The sequence below is a fragment of the Actinoplanes sandaracinus genome (assembly GCF_030009775.1).
GTDB lineage: Bacteria > Actinomycetota > Actinomycetes > Mycobacteriales > Micromonosporaceae > Actinoplanes > Actinoplanes sandaracinus.
In genome coordinates this window covers 107,797-123,424 of sequence record NZ_JASCTH010000024.1, presented here as the reverse complement: position 1 = coordinate 123,424, position 15,628 = coordinate 107,797, and the positions used below count along the sequence as shown (strand labels likewise).

The following is a 15,628-nucleotide window of genomic DNA, read 5'->3' as shown; positions in this document are numbered from 1 at the left end:
ACGGGATGAACGCGCTGCTCATCCTGCCCCGGCTGCTGTACGGCGGGCTGGTCTGGCTGGCCAACTCGCCGAAGAGACTGCTTCTCACCTACTCGGTCCTGATCCTGATCTGCGGCACCCTCTACGCCCCTCTCGAGGACGAGACGTTCGGGGACTCGATCTGGTGGGCCGTGGTCACCGCCTCCACCGTCGGGTACGGCGACCACTCGCCCGAGACCTGGCAGGCCCGGATCATGGCGGCGATCCTCATCTCGGCCATGGTCCTGCTCGTGATTCCGCTGATCACCGCCCACTTCGCCAGCAAGCTGATCGTGAACAACGACGCGTTCCACCACGAGGAGCAGGAAGAACTCAAGGAGAACCTGCGGGTCACCAGGGCGCTGCTGGAGGAGTTGGCCGCCCGTCAGAGGATCACTTCAGAGGGCAGCGCAGGCCCTCCTGTGGCACCTTCAGATCGATGAGGTAACTGTCGACCGCGGTCTTGATGCAGGTCGTCGACGGGTAGGCGGTGTGGCCCTCGCCCTCCCACGTCAGCACGTGGCCGACACCCAGCATCTTCGCCAGGTCGGCGGTGTTCTCGTACGGCGTCGCGGGGTCACCGGTCGTGCCCACCACCACGATCGGCGGGGCGCCCTCGGCCTTGCCCACCGGGTACGGATCGCGCTGCCCCGACCAGTAGGTGCACGGCAGCATCCCGACCGCCAGGGCCGCACCGAACAGCGGGTACTTCGTGCGCCACTCGCCCTGCAGCCGCCGGACCTCCTCGGCGGTCGGCGCGGCGTCGGTGTCCGCGCAGTTGACCGTCAGGTTCGCGTCGAAGAGGTTGGAGTAGGTGCCGTCCAGTTCGCGTTCGGCGTACTGGTCGGCCAGCTCGAAGATGCCCTCGGCGTCGCCGGTCTGCAGGCTGTCGATCGCCTCGGCCAGGCTGGTCCAGCCGGTCTCGGTGTAGAGCGACGAGATCAACCCGACGAAGATCCAGCCCGCGGTCGCCTCCCGCCCGTCCGAACCACGCACCGGTGACGCCTTCGCCTTGGCCAGCGCGTCGGTCACCGCGCCCCGGGCGTCCGGTGCGATCGGGCACTTGCCCGCGTTCTGCGAGCACCACTTGGTGAAGTTGGTGAACGCCCGCTCGAAGCCTTTCGCCTGCTGCTCGGAGCCGGAGACGAAACCCTCGGTCGGGTCGACCGCGCCGTCCAGGACCAGAGCCCGCACGTTCTTCGGGAAGAGCTGCGCGTAGGTGGCGCCGAGCAGTGTGCCGTACGAGTAACCGAGATAGGTCAGTTTCTCGTCGCCGACCGCGGAGCGCAGCGCGTCCAGGTCGCGGGCCGCCTGCTCGGTGGAGAAGGTGCGCAGCCGGTCACCGTACTTCTGCGCGCACGCGTCGGCGATCCTCTTGTGAAGCGCCGCGATCTCGTCGAACGCGGCCTGGCTCGCCGGGTCGGGCTCGGCGGCGAAGTAGGCGTCCTGGTCCTTGGAGCTGATGCACTTCACCGCGTCTGACTCGCCCACCCCGCGCGGGTCGAAGCCGACGATGTCGAACTTGTCGGTGACCGCGGTGGGCAGCCCGCCCATCTTCTCCCCGAACGACAGGTAGACCGCGACGTCGATGCCGGAGCCGCCGGGGCCGCCCGGGTTGAGCAGCAGCGAGCCGATCCGGTCCCCCGCCTTCTGCCGGTCGGACCGGATCCGGATGAGGTCGATGCCGTAGGTCTCGCCGCCCGCCGGCGCCGCCCAGTCCCGCGGCACCGTCACGGTCGCGCAGTCGTATCTCATCCCCGGCGCGGCCCGGCCGACCCGGTCCTCGGGCACGTCGGGGCACGGTTTCCACTTCGCCGCCGGCGCGGACACGGCGGGGCTGGCGCCGCCCGTCGCCGGCTCGTCGGAGCCCTCCGGCGCGAACGACGGCAGGGTGCACCCCGCCGCCAGGAGCAGGACGGAGAGGAGAGCGACCACCAGGCGCGAGCGACGATCCACGCAACGACCCTATCCGGTCGCCGGCGCCCGGCCGGTCAGCGGCTGGTCAGCACCTCGGCCAAGTCGAACCGAACCGGCCGCTCCAACTGCTCGTAAGTGCAGGTCAGCGGGTCGCGGTCGGGTCGCCACCGTTCGAACTGGGCGGTGTGCCGGAAACGGACGCCCTCCATGTAGTCGTAGCGGACCTCGACCACCCGCTCCGGCCGCAGCGGCGTGAACGACAGGTCCTTGCCCGCGTTCCACCGGCTCACCTCGTTCTTCCGCGGAGTGCGCTCGCCCTGCTCGTGCGCCGCCCAGTTCCACGGATGCCCCTCGAACGTGGTGACCAGCGGCTGCAACTGTTCGAACAGCTCCTCGCGCACCTTCACCGAGAACGAGCCGATCACCCCGACACTCACCAGGACGCCGCGCTCGTCGTGCAGGCCCAGCAGCAGCGAGCCGATCCGGTTCTCCGCCGACTTGTGCACCCGGTAACCGGCCACCACGCAGTCGGCCGTCCGCTTGTGCTTGATCTTCGTCATCACCCGCTTGTCCGGTTGATAGGTGAGATCACCGGCCTTCGCGATCAGGCCGTCGAGCCCGGCGCCCTCGAACTGGGCGAACCACCGGCGGGCGGTCTCCAGATCATCGGTCGCGGGAGTCACGTACACCGGAGGTTTCGCGTCCTTGAGGATCTCCACGAGCCGGTCACGCCGCTCGCTGAACGGCCGCTCGGTCAGGTCCTCGTCACCGAGCGCCAGCAGGTCGAAGGCGACGAAGCTCGCCGGAGTCCGCTCGGCGAGCAGCTTCACCCGGCTGGCCGCCGGATGGATGCGCTGCTGGAGGGCCTCGAAATCGAGCGAGTTCCGCGCGGTGTCGGCGACGATCACCTCGCCGTCGATCACCACCCGCTCCGGGAAGTTCGCCAGCACCGCCTCCACCACTTCCGGGAAGTAGCGGGTCATCGGCTTCTCGTTGCGGCTGCCGATCTCCACCTCGTCGCCGTCGCGGAACACGATCGACCGGAATCCGTCCCATTTGGGCTCGTAGACCTGGCCGGGCGGGATCTCCGCGACGGGCTTGGCGAGCATCGGCTTGACCGGCGGGTTCAGCGGAAGACGCATCCGCTCAGTCTGCCCTCTTTACCCGTCCCCTGGGGAAGACTCCATCATCGACCCTATGACATCGCGGGGGATCGAGTCGATGACCATCGGCGAGTTCGGCAGACGGTCCGGGCTGTCGATCAAGGCGCTCCGACTCTACGACGTCTCCGGCCTGCTCCCACCCGCCGAGGTTGACGCCGCCAGCAACTACCGGCGCTACACCCCCGCTCAGTTGGAGCGCGCCGGGCGGATCAGCCTGCTGCGCCGGCTCGGCATGCCGCTGGCCGTCATCACCGAGATGCTCGACCTCCCCGACGCCCAGGCGGTCCGGCACCTGGACCGCTGGTGGGCCACCGAGGAAGCGGCCGCCGCCGCCCGCCGGGAGAGCTACACCTGGCTGCGGACCAGGCTCGCCCACGGTGACGAGCCGGAGCGGCGATATGAGGTACACACGATGCTGCGGCCGGCGCGCAAGGTGGCCACGATCCGCGCCGAGACCGACCAGCAGAGCCTGGTCACCGTCCTGGGCGCGGCCGAGTGGGAGGTGCGCCGGCATCTGGAAGAGCAGGGCGCCACCACCACGGCGGAGCACTGGGCGATCTACCACAACACGGTCACCCCGGACAGCGAGGCGGTCGTCGAGGTCTGCGTGCCGTACTCGGGCCGGGTGGAGCCGGTCGATCGGCTCACCCTGCGCATGGAGCCGGAGCGCCTGGTGGCCTACACCACGGTGATCCGCGACGACTGCTTCTACCCGCGCATCACCCAGGCCTACGAGGCGGTGTGGGAGCACGTGACCGCCGGTGGCTTCCTCCTGGCCGCCCCGCCCCGGGAGATCTACCTCGACTGGTGGGCCAGGCTCCGCGGCACCGACCCGTTCGTGCACGTCGCACAACCGATCGAAGGGTGAGGACATGGACTACACACGACAGACCGGATACTCCGATCCCCGGCACCATCGGGCCCGTCTCGCGGCGTTGCCCGACGACCCGGCGGGCATCGCCACGGTCGTGCGCGGCCTCGTGTCGCACTACCGCGCCTCGGGCATCGATTTCCCGCCGCACCGGCTGGCCGAGATCGACAGCCGCTGGGTGGACCGGCTGCTCGACGCCGACGCCTCCCGCTTCACCGCGCCGCTCGACGAACCCCGGCCGGCCGAGCAGCGGATCGTCGGCTGCTGCCGCGACTTCGCCCTGCTCACCGTCTCGGCGCTGCGGGCGAAAGGTGTCCCGGCGCGCAGCCGGGTCGGCTTCGCCGACTATCTGGAGCCCGACTACCACGCCGACCACGTCGTGACGGAGTACCACGACGGCACCCGCTGGATCGCCCTGGACTCGCAGATGGACCCGGCCGACGACCACGGGGTGGACGTCACCGACCTGCCCCTGGGTCCCGGCGGCCTGCGCACCGCGGCCCAGTCCTGGGCCGCCTGCCGCCGCGAGGGCGACGACCCCGAGACGTATGGGGTCGGCCGCGGGCATCCCTTCCGGGGCCTGCCGGTGGTCGGCAAATACGTGCTGACCGAGCTGGCCCACCGGCAAGGCGACGAGCTGCTCCTCTGGGACTTCTGGGGCTGCCCCGCCGGTCTCGCCGCCGACCTGGCCGGGCGCACCCTCGCGGAAGCCTGGAGCGAGCTGCCACCGTGGCGGCCCGGCGAGATCGCCCTCATCGACGAGATTGCCGACCTTCTGCTGGCCGCCGACTCCGGTGACCGGGCCGCCGAGAGCAAATTGGCCGCCCGCTATGCCGAGGACCCTCGCCTGCGTCCGGGCGCGACCGTCACCTGTCACTCGCCGGCTGGCCGGAGTCTCGAAGTCGATCTGCGGCGGCGTGCTGCCACGACGGCCTGAGGCGGTCGGCTCGTGCCCGTGCCCGGCCTTCGTGCCCGGCCATCGTGCCCGGCATCTCGGATCCCTGGTGCGTTCACGCCGGCCGATGAAGGGTAAGAGCAGCGTCATGTCAGGGCGTGTAGTGGTGGTGACCGGCGCTTCCGGGGGAATCGGCAAGGCCGCGGCGATCGCCTGCGCCGCTCGCGGCGACCGGCTGGTCCTCGCCGCCCGTGACCGGGCCCGGCTGGAGTCGGTCGCCACCTCGTTGGGCACGGAGACACTCGTCGTTCCGGCCGACGTGGCGCGCGACGCCGACATGGCGGCGCTGGCGGACGCCGCCGTCGAACGGTTCGGGCGGATCGACGTCTGGGTGCACAGTGCGGCGGTGATGGCCTACGGGCGTTTCGAAGACCTGCCGGCCGAGGTCTTCGACCGGGTCGTGACGACCGACCTGCTGGGCGCGGCCAACGCGGCCCGGGCCGCACTGCGTGTCTTCCGGCAGCAGAGCCGGGGCACGCTGATTCTCTGCGGCTCGCTCGTCGGGCATATCGCGGTGCCGAACATGGCGGCGTACACCACGTCGAAGTGGGGCCTGCGGGTCCTCGCCCGGACACTGCGCCTGGAGACCCGCGACGCGCCGGACATCCAGGTCTGCACGCTGACGCCCGGCAGCGTCGACACCGCGGTCTATCGGAGCGCCGCCAACTACGCGGGCTTCGTGGGTCGTCCACCGCCTCCGGTCGACACCGCCGAGCGGGTCGCCGCCGGAGTGTTGCGGCTCATCGACCGACCTCGGGGCGAGCTGTCGATCGGGCTGACCAACCGCTTCATCGAGTTCGGGTTCGTCGCGCTGCCACCGATCTACGACGCGCTGGTCGGGCCACTGATGGGCCGGCTCGGACTGTCCCGGGAGCGGATCGACCCGCACCCCGGCAACGTGTTCGTGCCGGTTGACCCGGTCGAGGGCGGCCCCGGCCGATGGGGCCGCGGCGCGCTGCTCGCCGTGCTCGCGGGTTCGGCGGCCCTGGCGGCCGGATCCACCGCGGTGCGGCGCCGGGCCGTCCGCCACTGACACCGTCGCCAGTGGACAGTTGCTTGACGCCGAGTCGCTCCACCAGACTCTCCGTCCGCCGGACCGACACCCCGAGCAGATAGCTGCTGGCGACCACGTTGATCACGGCCTGTTCGGCCCGGGGACGGTGTGCCAGCAACCAGTCCGGGACGTGGCTGCCGGACCGTGGCTTCGGGATGGCCAGGCCGATGGTGCCGGCCCGGGTGTCCACTCGTGCTGCTGGTGGCTGTTGCGCGAGTCCGCCCGCTCGGCGGAGCGTTCGCCGTAACCGGCCCCGCAGAGCGCGTCAGCGTCGGTGAAGGGTTTCTCCATCGCCCGCAGTGCATCAGGGCTCGCCGATTCCCGATGCTCGCCCAGCGGCTCAGCGACGTTCAAACTTTGTGGTGCGGCCGTCGCGGGCCTCTCCTTCGTGATCTTCAGACAATCCGAAGGATCTGCGATGGCCGCCTCTTTCGTCCTGGGAAGTCCAGGTCATACACGACTTCGGTGGGCGTGACCTTGGGCTGCCGGTCGTGCGCCGGTTGCGGTGCCTGGTGCCGGCGCCGTTCGGTATTCGGCTTGGAAGCGGTCCGACTCCCGGCCGGCGGCTTGCCTTGTGACGCTGTGCCCCGGTCCGCCCCGGGCTCACTCCCGCCTTGCCGGGTGGCGACTCCCGTCAGCGGACGAGCAGCTCGACAAGCCTTCCCAGCTCGGCCGCGGGATCGGCGGTCAACCCCATGTGGACCGGGCCCGCCCGCAGAATCGTGCTACGTGGCGCCACCAGCCAGCGGAACCGCTCACCCAGCCGCATCTGCTCGGAAGCCCCACCGCCGTTGCAGGTCAGATCCCATGCGTCCAGCGCCGCCCGGATCGCCGCCACATCAGCCGCGGGATCCAGCGCCCGCAGCCGGGTCTCGTCCAGATGAGTTCGTGCGCTCAGGAAGTCGTGTCGCTGGCTGTACAGCAACACCCCTACATTGATCAGCTCGCCGCGTTCGATCCGGGGCACCGCCTGGATGATCGCGTACTCGTAGGGGGTCAGTTTGGTCGTCACGGCAGCCACGCCTCCGGCCGTTCCGCCCGGCGCGACAGGTGATTGAGGTAGGCATCCCGGTCGCCCTCCTCCAGCCACTCCTCCGGGACCAGGGCGATCACCTCACCCAGCAGCTCCGGAGTGATCTTCGCGGCCAGCGCCGGGCCCTCGGTGGCGAGGTCGTGCGCGTACGGCTTCAACACGTGGTCGTCCCACCGGTAGGACCGGTGCACCACGCTCTCCGCTCGCGGCCAGTTGTGATGGAAGTAGAGGGTCGCCCCGTGATCGATCAGCCACAGGCCGCCGTGCCAGATCAGCAGGTTCGGATTGCGCCAGCTGCGGTCGACGTTCTCCACGAACGCGTCGAACGCCACCACCCGGCTGGCCAGGCCCGGCTCGATCTGATGGGCCACCGGGTCGTAACCCAGCGCGCCCGGCAGGAAATCCATTCCGAGGTTGCTCCCGGCGCTGGCCTTGATCAGCTCCTGGACTTCCTCGTCAGGCTCCGCACGGGCGACCACCGGGTCCAATTCCACCCGGGCCAACTCCGGCATCGGCAGCCCCAGTCGCCGGGCCAGCTCACCGGCGATCACTTCGGCGACCAGCGCCCGAGGCCCTTGGCCCGCGCCGCGGAACTTCACCACATAGGTGCCGAGATCGTCCGCCTCGACGACGCCGGGCAGCGACCCGCCCTCGCGGAGCGGGGTGACATATCGGATGGCGGTGACTTCACGCAGCACGCCGCTCACCCTACGGCCGTGCTCGCGGTCACCCACCCACCCACACCCACCCACCCGGCCCAAAGCCGGCCGCCGCATCCATCGGCCCAGCCTGGCCCACACCCAGCCGCCCAGCCCGGCCCGCACCTGGCCGACGGCTGGTGTTTGCCGGCGGCCGTTGGAGTTGCCAGCCGTCGCTGGGACGCCGGTTCACGCGCGGTTGACGGGCCTGGGCGACGGCTGGCGCTTGTCGGAAGTAGTGGGATGTGGCCCGGCCGTCGCTGGAGCGCGGATTCCCGCGCGGTTGACGTATCTGAGCTACGGCTCGGGCAGGCGGTGGGGACGGATGGGCTCGGTCACGTCCGCTCGGCGGGGCTGACGGGCGGGCGGCTGACGGGCGGGCGGCTGACGGGCGGGCGGCTGACGGGCTGACGGGCGGGGCTGGCCGGGCAGATGGGCGGGGCTGGTGGGCCGTGTCAGGCGTCGGGGCCCCGGCGGCGGAGCTCGTCGACCTGGGTCATGGCGGTGCGGAGTTCGGTGAGCCAGTCGTCGGTGTGGCGGGCGACCAGCTTGACGCACCAGCCGAGAGCCTCTGAACGGGAACGGGCCACACCCGCGTCGACCAAGGTGTCGAGAACCTGGCGCTCGGGCTGGCGGAGGCGGGTCATGACTGGAGCGGACAGGTGGGTGAAGAGCTCAGAGGTGTCCCCGCAACGAGCGCCCCAGGCGACCTTGCGCTGGTAACGGTGCTCGACCTGGCGCGCCACCCGGATGCGGGCGTCGCGGGTGTCCTCGCGGAACTGCGTGATCCGGCCGAGTTGGGCGGCGGCCTCATCGGCCTCGGTGGTGTCGTCGCCCAAGTCGGGGCGGGGCAACCGGCCCCAGATGATGATCTCGTCGCGGTCGACGACTACTTCAGGCTGCTCGGTGAACCACCCGTCCGGAATCGCGCCGGTGATCCAGGCACCGGCGTCGTCAGCGGCTGGTGGCTCAGTCCGCCCACCGGGCGGAGCTATACGGACTCGCATGTCATCCTCCTTTGCTTACCTGATTACATGCTTACAACCTTTCGGACCCAGTCGGCCACCCTCATTTCGCGATTGGCGTACAGCCTTCGAGGGACTGGGACCTCAGCGACTCCTGACGCTGCGGCGGAGAAAGACGCTGCCGGTCGCGAGACCGCAGGGCGAGCCGCTCACCCTGCCGACGCCCCGTCCCCGCCGAAGCCATCCGAGTCGACAGCCGGCCAGCGCGCCGCAAGACAGCTTCCGCCGCCTGAAACGCCTGCTCAGGTCAGCGCGAAGGCGGCGGTATCCAGCCGCGAGATCGTCTTCGAGGAGAGTCGCCACCGAGGCGGGCCGGAGGGAGCTGCCACCGAGACGAGCCGGAGAGAGCTGCCACCGAGACGAGCCGGAGAGAGCTGCCACCGAGACGGGGCGAAGAGAGCCGCCACCGAGACGGGGTGAAGAGAGCCGCCACCGAGAGGGGCCCAGTGCGATGCGGGACGCGGCAGTGAGGGGCCGGCGCCACGGTGACGGCGCAGTCGTCGCCCACGCGAACAACGACCCGATCTCGGTCGCCGACGCCGGCCAGGTCTTCTACCAGGGTCTTCAGCCAAGGTCTTCAGCCAGTCGCGCGGTGGGCGGTGAAACGGCGAACCGCCCCGGCACCGGAGAATCGGCGACGAGGCGGCTCGGGTTCGAGGGCCACGAGATGGTGGCTTCGGTGCGGAAGGTCAACTACGCTGCGGGGTCAGCGCAGGGGGTCGGCCTCGGGGCGTCCAGGGTCAGGCGCTGTGGACTCCGGCTGTTCGGGGGACTGCCGGGCGTTGCGAGTAGGGACTGCCAGGCCGCGCGTAGGGACTGCCGGGCGTTGCGGAGTGCTGAGTACCGGTGTTGCGGTGCTCGAGTCGTCGGGTGAAGAGGCTGTTCGGGTGACGATGATCGCGGTGGCCGCCGCGACCGCCACCAGGACGATCAGTGTCAGGACCTGCACGGTGCGTCCCCTCTCCGCCTCCAGGAGGAGTGGGAGCGCTCCCACCGCGGACGTTACCGCATATTCACGCCGGCGAAAAGACCTTCCGGCCAGATCGCACCCGGCAATTGCGACATGCCAGAACGGGCAATTTGCACTCGCTGCCATCTGGGCGACAGAATGAATGCGATGACGAGCATTCGCGAGCTGGACTGGCGTGTGCGTGCGAACGTCAGCCGAATACCTCGCCGTAGGAGCGAACAACCATGGCCAAGCAGATAATTACCGTGCTGACCGACGACCTCGACGGGACGGAAGCGGATCGCACCGTCGAATTCGGCCTCGACGGCGTCAACTACACGATCGACCTGTCCGAGAAGAACGCCGGGAAGCTGCGGAAAGCATTGGAACCGTTCCTCTCCGCAGCCACCCGGCTGGGCCGGAACGGTAACGTTGCGACCGCGGCGCGGCGTGCAGTTCCGGCTGTCTCGAGCCGTTCCAGCCGTGACCAGAATCAGGCTATTCGGGAGTGGGCCAACAAGAACGGCTACACCGTCTCGGAACGCGGCCGGATCCCCAGCGACGTCGTCGAGGCGTACCACAACAAGCGCTGAACCGACACGGAAACGGCGTCGCCTGGTCGGACCGGGCGGCGCCGTTCACCGTCGAAAGGGAGTCTCGTGGCCGTCGTCGTCGTGACCGGTGCGTCCAGCGGGATCGGCCGGGCGATCGCTTTGCGACTCGGCGCGCGGGGCGACACCGTGGTGCTGGCCGCCCGTCGGGCTGCCGAGTTGGAAGCGGTGGCCGCGCAGATACCCCGTGCCCTTCCGATTCCTACCGACATTTCCGACCCGTCCGCGGTGGACGCGCTGATCGAGCGGGCCCTGGCGGTGAACGGCCGGATCGACGCGCTGGTGAACAACGCCGGGGTGGGCGGTGACGCCTCCGTCCTGGCCGGCGAGGCCCAGGTGCGGACAATCGTCGAGGTGAATCTGTTGGCCCCGATCCGGCTGATGCGCGCGGTCGTCCCCATCATGCGGGAGCAGCGGTCCGGGTCGATCGTGAACATCGGCTCGGTGGCCGGCGAGATCGGAGTCGGCGGCGCCTATTCGGCGAGCAAGTTCGGCCTTCGCGGGATCAACGACTCGGTGCGGCGGGAACTCGCCGGCACCGGAATCGGCGTCACTCTCGTCGAGCCCGGATACATCGCCACCGACCTGACCGCGCACCGTTCCGGGCTGCCCGGGCCGGAAATCGTGGCCGCCGCGGTGGAACGCGCGCTGACCCGGCCACGACGCCGGATCGTCGTTCCCGGGAAGTATCGGGCGGCGATCCTTCTGGCCAATGCGCTGCCGTTCGTCCCGGACCGGGTCTATGCCGGGCGGGCCGCCCGGAAACGGGACGGGATAAATTCCGGATAGCCGGCGCCCGGCGGCGCCGTCCGGCGAAAGCCCGCCCGGCACCGGCATTCATGGCCCCGGACCGCTGAATTCGCGGTGCGGCCGGTTCACAGGAATGCCGCCCGGCCTGCCGCGGAAACCGGCCGCCCGGCCGACCGCGGAAACCGGCCGGCCGAAGAAAGGCACGGCGGTTCAACCCCGCCGCCGGGGGTACCGGACACCCCATGCGTGTAGTCATCGTTGGCGCCAGCGGCAATGTCGGCACCGCCCTGCTGCGCCGCCTCCACGCCGAGCCCGACCTGGAGATCACCGGGGTGGTCCGCCGCCCGCCGGAGCCCACCGGGCCGTACGCGAACGTGACCTGGCACCCGATCGACGTGGGCGCCGACGACGCCACCGACCGCCTCGCCGAGGTCGTGCGGGGCGCCGACGCCGTGGTGAACCTGGCCTGGCAGATCCAGCCCAGCCACGACCAGCGCCGCCTCTACCGGACGAACGTGCTCGGCAGCCGCGCCGTCTTCCGTGCCGCGATCCGGGCCGGCGTCCCGGCCCTGGTGCACGCGTCGTCGGTCGGCGTCTACGCGGCCGGCCCGAAACGGGCGTTCGTCCGCGAGACCTGGCTGCGCACCGGCATCCCCGAGTCGTCCTACAGCCGGCACAAGGCGCTGGTCGAACGGATGCTCGACGAGATCGAGTCCGACCACCCGACGCTGCGGATCGTCCGCCTCCGCCCGGGACTGATCTTCCAGCGTGACGCCGGCACCGAGATCGCCCGCTACTTCGCCGGCCCACTGCTCCCCGGCAGTCTGCTGCGTTTCGGCCGGATCCCCGTGGTCCCCCGCAACCCCGGGCTCCGGATGCAGGCGGTGCACGCCGACGACGTCGCCGACGCCTACCTGCGGGTGCTCCGCGCCGACGTGCGGGGCGCCTTCAACATCGCCGCCGGGCCGGTGCTCGACGCCGACGTCCTCGGGCGCGCCTTCCACGGCGTACCCGTGCCCGTGCCCGGTCTTCTGCTCGAAGGCGCCGCCGCGCTCACCTGGCAGCTGCGTCTGCAGCCGGTCGACCGCGGGTGGGTGCGGCTGGCGCTGAAAGCGCCGCTGATGAGCTGCGACCGGGCCGCCGCCGACCTCGGCTGGCGCCCGGAGACCGACGCGGTGAACGCGCTGCGCGAGCTGCTCGCCGGCATCGCCGGGCACGCACACACCGAAAGCCCGCCGATGGCGGACGACGCGCGACTTCCCGGACGGTGGGGCGGCCTGCTGCGCGGCCGGCTTCCCGGCACCGGAAACCCTTATTGATCTTGTACGACCCGGGCCGTCCCGGAAACCACCCGTCCCGTCGGCCACGACGCGACGCCCGGCCCGCTCCCGCGCCCAGCGCGACCGCCGGGCTGCTGCCCACTCGCCGATGGACCGCACCGGGCACACGATCGGTCGGTTCACCGTGCCGATCGCCGGGGTGAAGCGGAGCCTGCGAGCCCCGCTCACACGGCGATGGGCTGGGAGTTGCGGAGGAACGCCAAGACTTCGGTGGGGCCCAGCGGACTGGAGAACAGGAAGCCCTGACCGAGCGGGCAGCCGAGGCGCACCAGCAGTTCCCGGTTGGTGGCGCTCTCGATGCCCTCGGCGATCACGACCAGGCCCAGCGACTGCGCCAGGCTGACGATCCCGCTGACCAGGGCCATCGGCTGCTGGGCGGTCGCCATGTCGTCGATGAACGTCTTGTCGATCTTGATCACGTCGATCGGGCGCTGCCGCAGATAGCCGAGCGACGAGTAGCCGGTGCCGAAGTCGTCGATGGCGATCCGGATGCCCATCTCCCGGAGGGCGCCCAGATCGGTCCAGATCCGCTCATCGTCCTTGACCAGGAGCGTCTCGGTGATCTCCAGCATCAGGGCCTGCGGTGGCACGCCGGTGTGGGCCAGCGCGGCGCGCACCTGGTCGACGAACCCGCTCTCCCGGAACTGCCGGACCGAGACGTTGACGCTGACGTAGGGCACCTGCCCGGGCGGCAGGATGCGCCGCCACTCGGCGACCGTGCGCAGCGCCTCCTCCAGCACCCAGCGGCCCATCGACAGGATCAGCCCGCTCTCCTCGGCCACCTCGATGAACTGGTCCGGCGTGATCACCCCGCGCTTCGGGTGGTGCCAGCGGACCAGCGCCTCGAAACCGACCGCCGCCCCCGACGGCAGGTCCACGATCGGCTGGTATTGCAGCAGGAAATGACCCTCGTTGACCGCGTGGTTCAGCGCCGACCGCAGTTCGAGACGTTCCACCATCTCGTTGTGCAGGTGCGCCTGGTAGCGCCGCCACTGGTTCTTGCCGGCCCCCTTGGCCACATAGAGCGCCAGGTCGGCCTGCCGTAGCAGCTCGTCGGCGTCGCTGCCCTCGGGCGTGGTGGTGATGCCGATGCTGGCCATCGCGTACAACGGCTTGGCGTCGGTGACGATCGGCTCGGCCAGAGCCGCGAAGATGCGGTTGGCGGTCTCCTCCACCGCGCCGGGGTCGTTGACGTTCTCCACCAGGGCCGCGAACTCGTCACCGCCGAGCCGGGCCGCGGTGTCGTCGGCCCGCAGCGCTCCGGCGATCCGTTGCGCCACCGCGATCAGCAGTTGGTCACCGACCGCGTGGCCGAGAGTGTCGTTCACGATCTTGAAGTCGTCCAGGTCGATGAAGAGCACACCGATCACCGAACCGTCCCGGGCGCTGCGGGCCGCCGCGTGCCGCAGCCGGTCGTTGAAGAGCACCCGGTTCGCCAGGCCGGTCATCGCGTCGTGGAACGCCTGATGGGTCAGCTCGTTCTCGAGGCGGCGCTGCTCGGTGACGTCACGCATGGTGATGACCACGCCGGCCACGGTCGGTTCGGCGCGCAGGTCCCGGCAATGCAGTTCGAGCAGCACCTCGGACCGCCGGTTGCCCCGTGCCCGGAAGTCGAGCTGCTGGTCCAGCTCGTGGCCGCCACGGACCGCGTCCAGCACCTCGGACAGCCTGGCCCGCTCGCCGGGATGGATCACCTCGGGCAGCTGCACCCCGGTCGGGTCGCCGCCGAAGACACCGACCGCGGACGGGCTGGCGTACCGGATCCGGTCGGACTCGTCGATGATAGTGATGACGTCGGCGGTGTTCTGGATCAACGTCCGGAAGTAGGTCTCGCTGTTGCGCCGCGCCACCTCGTGACCGAGCACGATCCGTTCCAGGGCCAGCGCCACCTGCCCGGCCAGCACCTCCACCGACCGCTGCAGGTCCAGCAGCGCCCACGTGGGCGCGCCGACGTGCAGCACACCGACGAGCGGGTCGCCACCCGGCCGGTCCTTGAGCACCATCGGGCAGCGCAGCGTCTTGGTGAACTGGGTCAGGCGGACCGCCACCGCCCAGTCGACCTCGCGGGTCGTGACCAGGCGGGCGGCCGTGCCGGTGGCCCGGTCCACGGCAGCCTGCACGGCGGCCTCGGGCGACTGCGGTTCGGACTGCGCGATCGCGATCGCCAGGACCACGCCGTGCGGCACGTCGCCGGGGATGAGCTGGGCCACCGCGGTTCGCACGGCCAGCCCGACCGCCTCGCTGTCGGCGGCCGACACCAGGGCCGCCGACGCCTCCCGCAGCGCCCGCTCCCGCGACATCGCCTGCCGGTGGCTCGCCATGATCCCGGCCATCCGGGCCAGCACCAGCGCCAGCATCAGGGTGCTCAGCGCGGCCACCACGGTGAGGCCGGGGAACTGGCCGTCCCGGAACATCTTCGCCAGCAGCACGGTCGGCGCGACCATGGCCGCCACCCCGAGCAGCGCCAGCCGGGCGTGGCTGGTCTCGGCGGGCGGCTCCTCGGCTGGGCGGGTCAGCTCCGCCATCGACGGGATCAGCGCCGCCAGCCCCGCCGCCGTGTAGAGGGCGAGCTGCCCGAACCCGGACGCCCGCCCCACGTCGGCGGCGAGCAGCGCCACCACCCCGGCGCCGAGCAGGTAACCGGGCGCCACCAGACGGCCCGGCATGGTCGCCAGCCGCACCAGCAAGCCGAGGCAGAGCAGATCGGCGACCGGCATGGCGATCTCGGTCCACCCGGTGGCGACCGAGCCCTCGATCCGCGGCCCGACCACGAACGTCCAGATCAGCAGCGCCACCCCGGAGGTGACGGTCAGGGCGTCGAGCAGCCCGGCCCGGTCCCGGGACGAGCTGGTGCGCCGGTCCACGAACCCGGCCAGAGCGACGGCGAGGGCGGCGTAGGCGACCAACAGCAACGCTGTGCCCGCCGACTCCAGCCAGGTCAGCCAGTTGGCGATGAAGGCCGGGGCGTCCACGGCCGCGCCTCCGACCGCGGACAGGACCACGGCGCCGGCCAGCACCCACCACGGTTTGACGTCGTCGGGGCGGCTGCGGCGGATCCCGAGAGACAGCGCCACGACGGCTGAGATGCCGCCCACGAGCCGTAACGGGGCCTGGAGGCCCGGCTGCAGCCCGAAGGCCACGGCGAGCACCACCATCCAGGCGCCGAAGATGGTTGCCGGCCATCGTGTCGGCATCGGCGCTCCCTCCCGATGTACCCCTTGTCGTCACTGATCGGCCCGGTGGC

At 70.9% G+C, this 15,628-nt stretch carries 13 protein-coding genes and 1 pseudogene; 7 read left to right on the top strand and 7 right to left on the bottom strand.

From position 1 onward, the window contains the following. Positions 1 to 5: 5 nt before the first annotated feature. Complete coding sequence (locus QLQ12_RS32025) at positions 6 to 461, top strand: potassium channel family protein (RefSeq protein ID WP_282764257.1); 456 nt, start codon at positions 6 to 8, stop codon at positions 459 to 461. On the opposite strand, the gene QLQ12_RS32020 is transcribed toward QLQ12_RS32025, so the two are convergent. Then, positions 412 to 1,974: an alpha/beta hydrolase gene (locus QLQ12_RS32020; protein WP_282764256.1), complete on the bottom strand. Its 1,563-nt coding sequence runs from the start codon at positions 1,972 to 1,974 to the stop codon at positions 412 to 414. The two genes, QLQ12_RS32025 and QLQ12_RS32020, sit on opposite strands and share 50 nt — an antisense overlap. A gap of 35 nt (positions 1,975 to 2,009) precedes the next feature. Beyond that, complete coding sequence (locus QLQ12_RS32015; RefSeq protein ID WP_282764255.1) at positions 2,010 to 3,077, bottom strand: ATP-dependent DNA ligase; 1,068 nt, start codon at positions 3,075 to 3,077, stop codon at positions 2,010 to 2,012. 55 nt (positions 3,078 to 3,132) lie between these two features. On the opposite strand from QLQ12_RS32015, the gene QLQ12_RS32010 reads away from it, so the two are divergent. The 3 genes from QLQ12_RS32010 (at position 3,133) to QLQ12_RS32000 (ending at position 5,957) form a co-directional block, all read left to right on the top strand. After that, positions 3,133 to 3,966, top strand: a complete 834-nt coding sequence (locus QLQ12_RS32010) for a MerR family transcriptional regulator (RefSeq protein WP_282764254.1) — start codon at positions 3,133 to 3,135, stop codon at positions 3,964 to 3,966. 4 nt (positions 3,967 to 3,970) lie between these two features. Next, complete coding sequence (locus QLQ12_RS32005; protein WP_282764253.1) at positions 3,971 to 4,906, top strand: transglutaminase-like domain-containing protein; 936 nt, start codon at positions 3,971 to 3,973, stop codon at positions 4,904 to 4,906. A gap of 106 nt (positions 4,907 to 5,012) precedes the next feature. Continuing rightward, positions 5,013 to 5,957: an SDR family NAD(P)-dependent oxidoreductase gene (locus QLQ12_RS32000; RefSeq protein ID WP_282764252.1), complete on the top strand. Its 945-nt coding sequence runs from the start codon at positions 5,013 to 5,015 to the stop codon at positions 5,955 to 5,957. Positions 5,958 to 5,970: 13 nt separating this feature from the next. On the opposite strand, the pseudogene QLQ12_RS47420 reads toward QLQ12_RS32000, so the two are convergent. From QLQ12_RS47420 to QLQ12_RS31980, 4 genes and pseudogenes are all read right to left on the bottom strand, one after another. Continuing rightward, positions 5,971 to 6,371 (bottom strand): annotated as a pseudogene (locus tag QLQ12_RS47420) (transposase); the annotation flags it as partial. Positions 6,372 to 6,612: 241 nt separating this feature from the next. Continuing rightward, positions 6,613 to 6,990 carry a DUF3037 domain-containing protein gene (locus QLQ12_RS31990; RefSeq protein WP_282764251.1) on the bottom strand — a complete coding sequence of 126 codons (378 nt, stop codon included), beginning with the start codon at positions 6,988 to 6,990 and terminating at the stop codon, positions 6,613 to 6,615. After that, complete coding sequence (locus tag QLQ12_RS31985) at positions 6,987 to 7,709, bottom strand: HipA family kinase (RefSeq protein ID WP_282764250.1); 723 nt, start codon at positions 7,707 to 7,709, stop codon at positions 6,987 to 6,989. The genes QLQ12_RS31990 and QLQ12_RS31985 overlap by 4 nt, the downstream gene beginning before the upstream one ends. A 455-nt stretch (positions 7,710 to 8,164) precedes the next feature. After that, positions 8,165 to 8,716, bottom strand: coding sequence for a hypothetical protein (locus tag QLQ12_RS31980; RefSeq protein WP_282764249.1), 552 nt, complete (start codon positions 8,714 to 8,716; stop codon positions 8,165 to 8,167). 1,212 nt (positions 8,717 to 9,928) lie between these two features. Between QLQ12_RS31980 and QLQ12_RS31975 the strand changes: the two genes are divergently transcribed. From QLQ12_RS31975 to QLQ12_RS31965, 3 genes are all read left to right on the top strand, one after another. Continuing rightward, positions 9,929 to 10,276 carry a histone-like nucleoid-structuring protein Lsr2 gene (locus QLQ12_RS31975; RefSeq protein ID WP_282764248.1) on the top strand — a complete coding sequence of 116 codons (348 nt, stop codon included), beginning with the start codon at positions 9,929 to 9,931 and terminating at the stop codon, positions 10,274 to 10,276. A 66-nt stretch (positions 10,277 to 10,342) separates the two neighbouring features. Then, a complete protein-coding gene (locus QLQ12_RS31970; RefSeq protein ID WP_282764247.1) occupies positions 10,343 to 11,083 on the top strand; it encodes an SDR family NAD(P)-dependent oxidoreductase in 741 nt (246 codons plus the stop codon). 203 nt (positions 11,084 to 11,286) lie between these two features. After that, positions 11,287 to 12,363, top strand: coding sequence for an NAD-dependent epimerase/dehydratase family protein (locus QLQ12_RS31965; protein ID WP_282764246.1), 1,077 nt, complete (start codon positions 11,287 to 11,289; stop codon positions 12,361 to 12,363). Positions 12,364 to 12,548: 185 nt separating this feature from the next. Here the strand turns inward: QLQ12_RS31965 and QLQ12_RS31960 are convergent, their stop codons facing one another. Next, complete coding sequence (locus tag QLQ12_RS31960; protein WP_282764245.1) at positions 12,549 to 15,578, bottom strand: putative bifunctional diguanylate cyclase/phosphodiesterase; 3,030 nt, start codon at positions 15,576 to 15,578, stop codon at positions 12,549 to 12,551. Positions 15,579 to 15,628: the final 50 nt, after the last annotated feature.

What these genes read in the sequence shown, in the direction of transcription:
- QLQ12_RS32025 (WP_282764257.1), top strand. Translation starts at nt 6, where the DNA reads ATGAACGCGCTGCTCATCCTGCCCCGGCTGCTGTACGGCGGGCTGGTC.
- QLQ12_RS32015 (WP_282764255.1), bottom strand. Translation starts at nt 3,077, where the DNA reads ATGCGTCTTCCGCTGAACCCGCCGGTCAAGCCGATGCTCGCCAAGCCC.
- QLQ12_RS32010 (WP_282764254.1), top strand. Translation starts at nt 3,133, where the DNA reads ATGACATCGCGGGGGATCGAGTCGATGACCATCGGCGAGTTCGGCAGA.
- QLQ12_RS32005 (WP_282764253.1), top strand. Translation starts at nt 3,971, where the DNA reads ATGGACTACACACGACAGACCGGATACTCCGATCCCCGGCACCATCGG.
- QLQ12_RS32000 (WP_282764252.1), top strand. Translation starts at nt 5,013, where the DNA reads ATGTCAGGGCGTGTAGTGGTGGTGACCGGCGCTTCCGGGGGAATCGGC.
- QLQ12_RS31980 (WP_282764249.1), bottom strand. Translation starts at nt 8,716, where the DNA reads ATGCGAGTCCGTATAGCTCCGCCCGGTGGGCGGACTGAGCCACCAGCC.
- QLQ12_RS31975 (WP_282764248.1), top strand. Translation starts at nt 9,929, where the DNA reads ATGGCCAAGCAGATAATTACCGTGCTGACCGACGACCTCGACGGGACG.
- QLQ12_RS31965 (WP_282764246.1), top strand. Translation starts at nt 11,287, where the DNA reads ATGCGTGTAGTCATCGTTGGCGCCAGCGGCAATGTCGGCACCGCCCTG.
- QLQ12_RS31960 (WP_282764245.1), bottom strand. Translation starts at nt 15,578, where the DNA reads ATGCCGACACGATGGCCGGCAACCATCTTCGGCGCCTGGATGGTGGTG.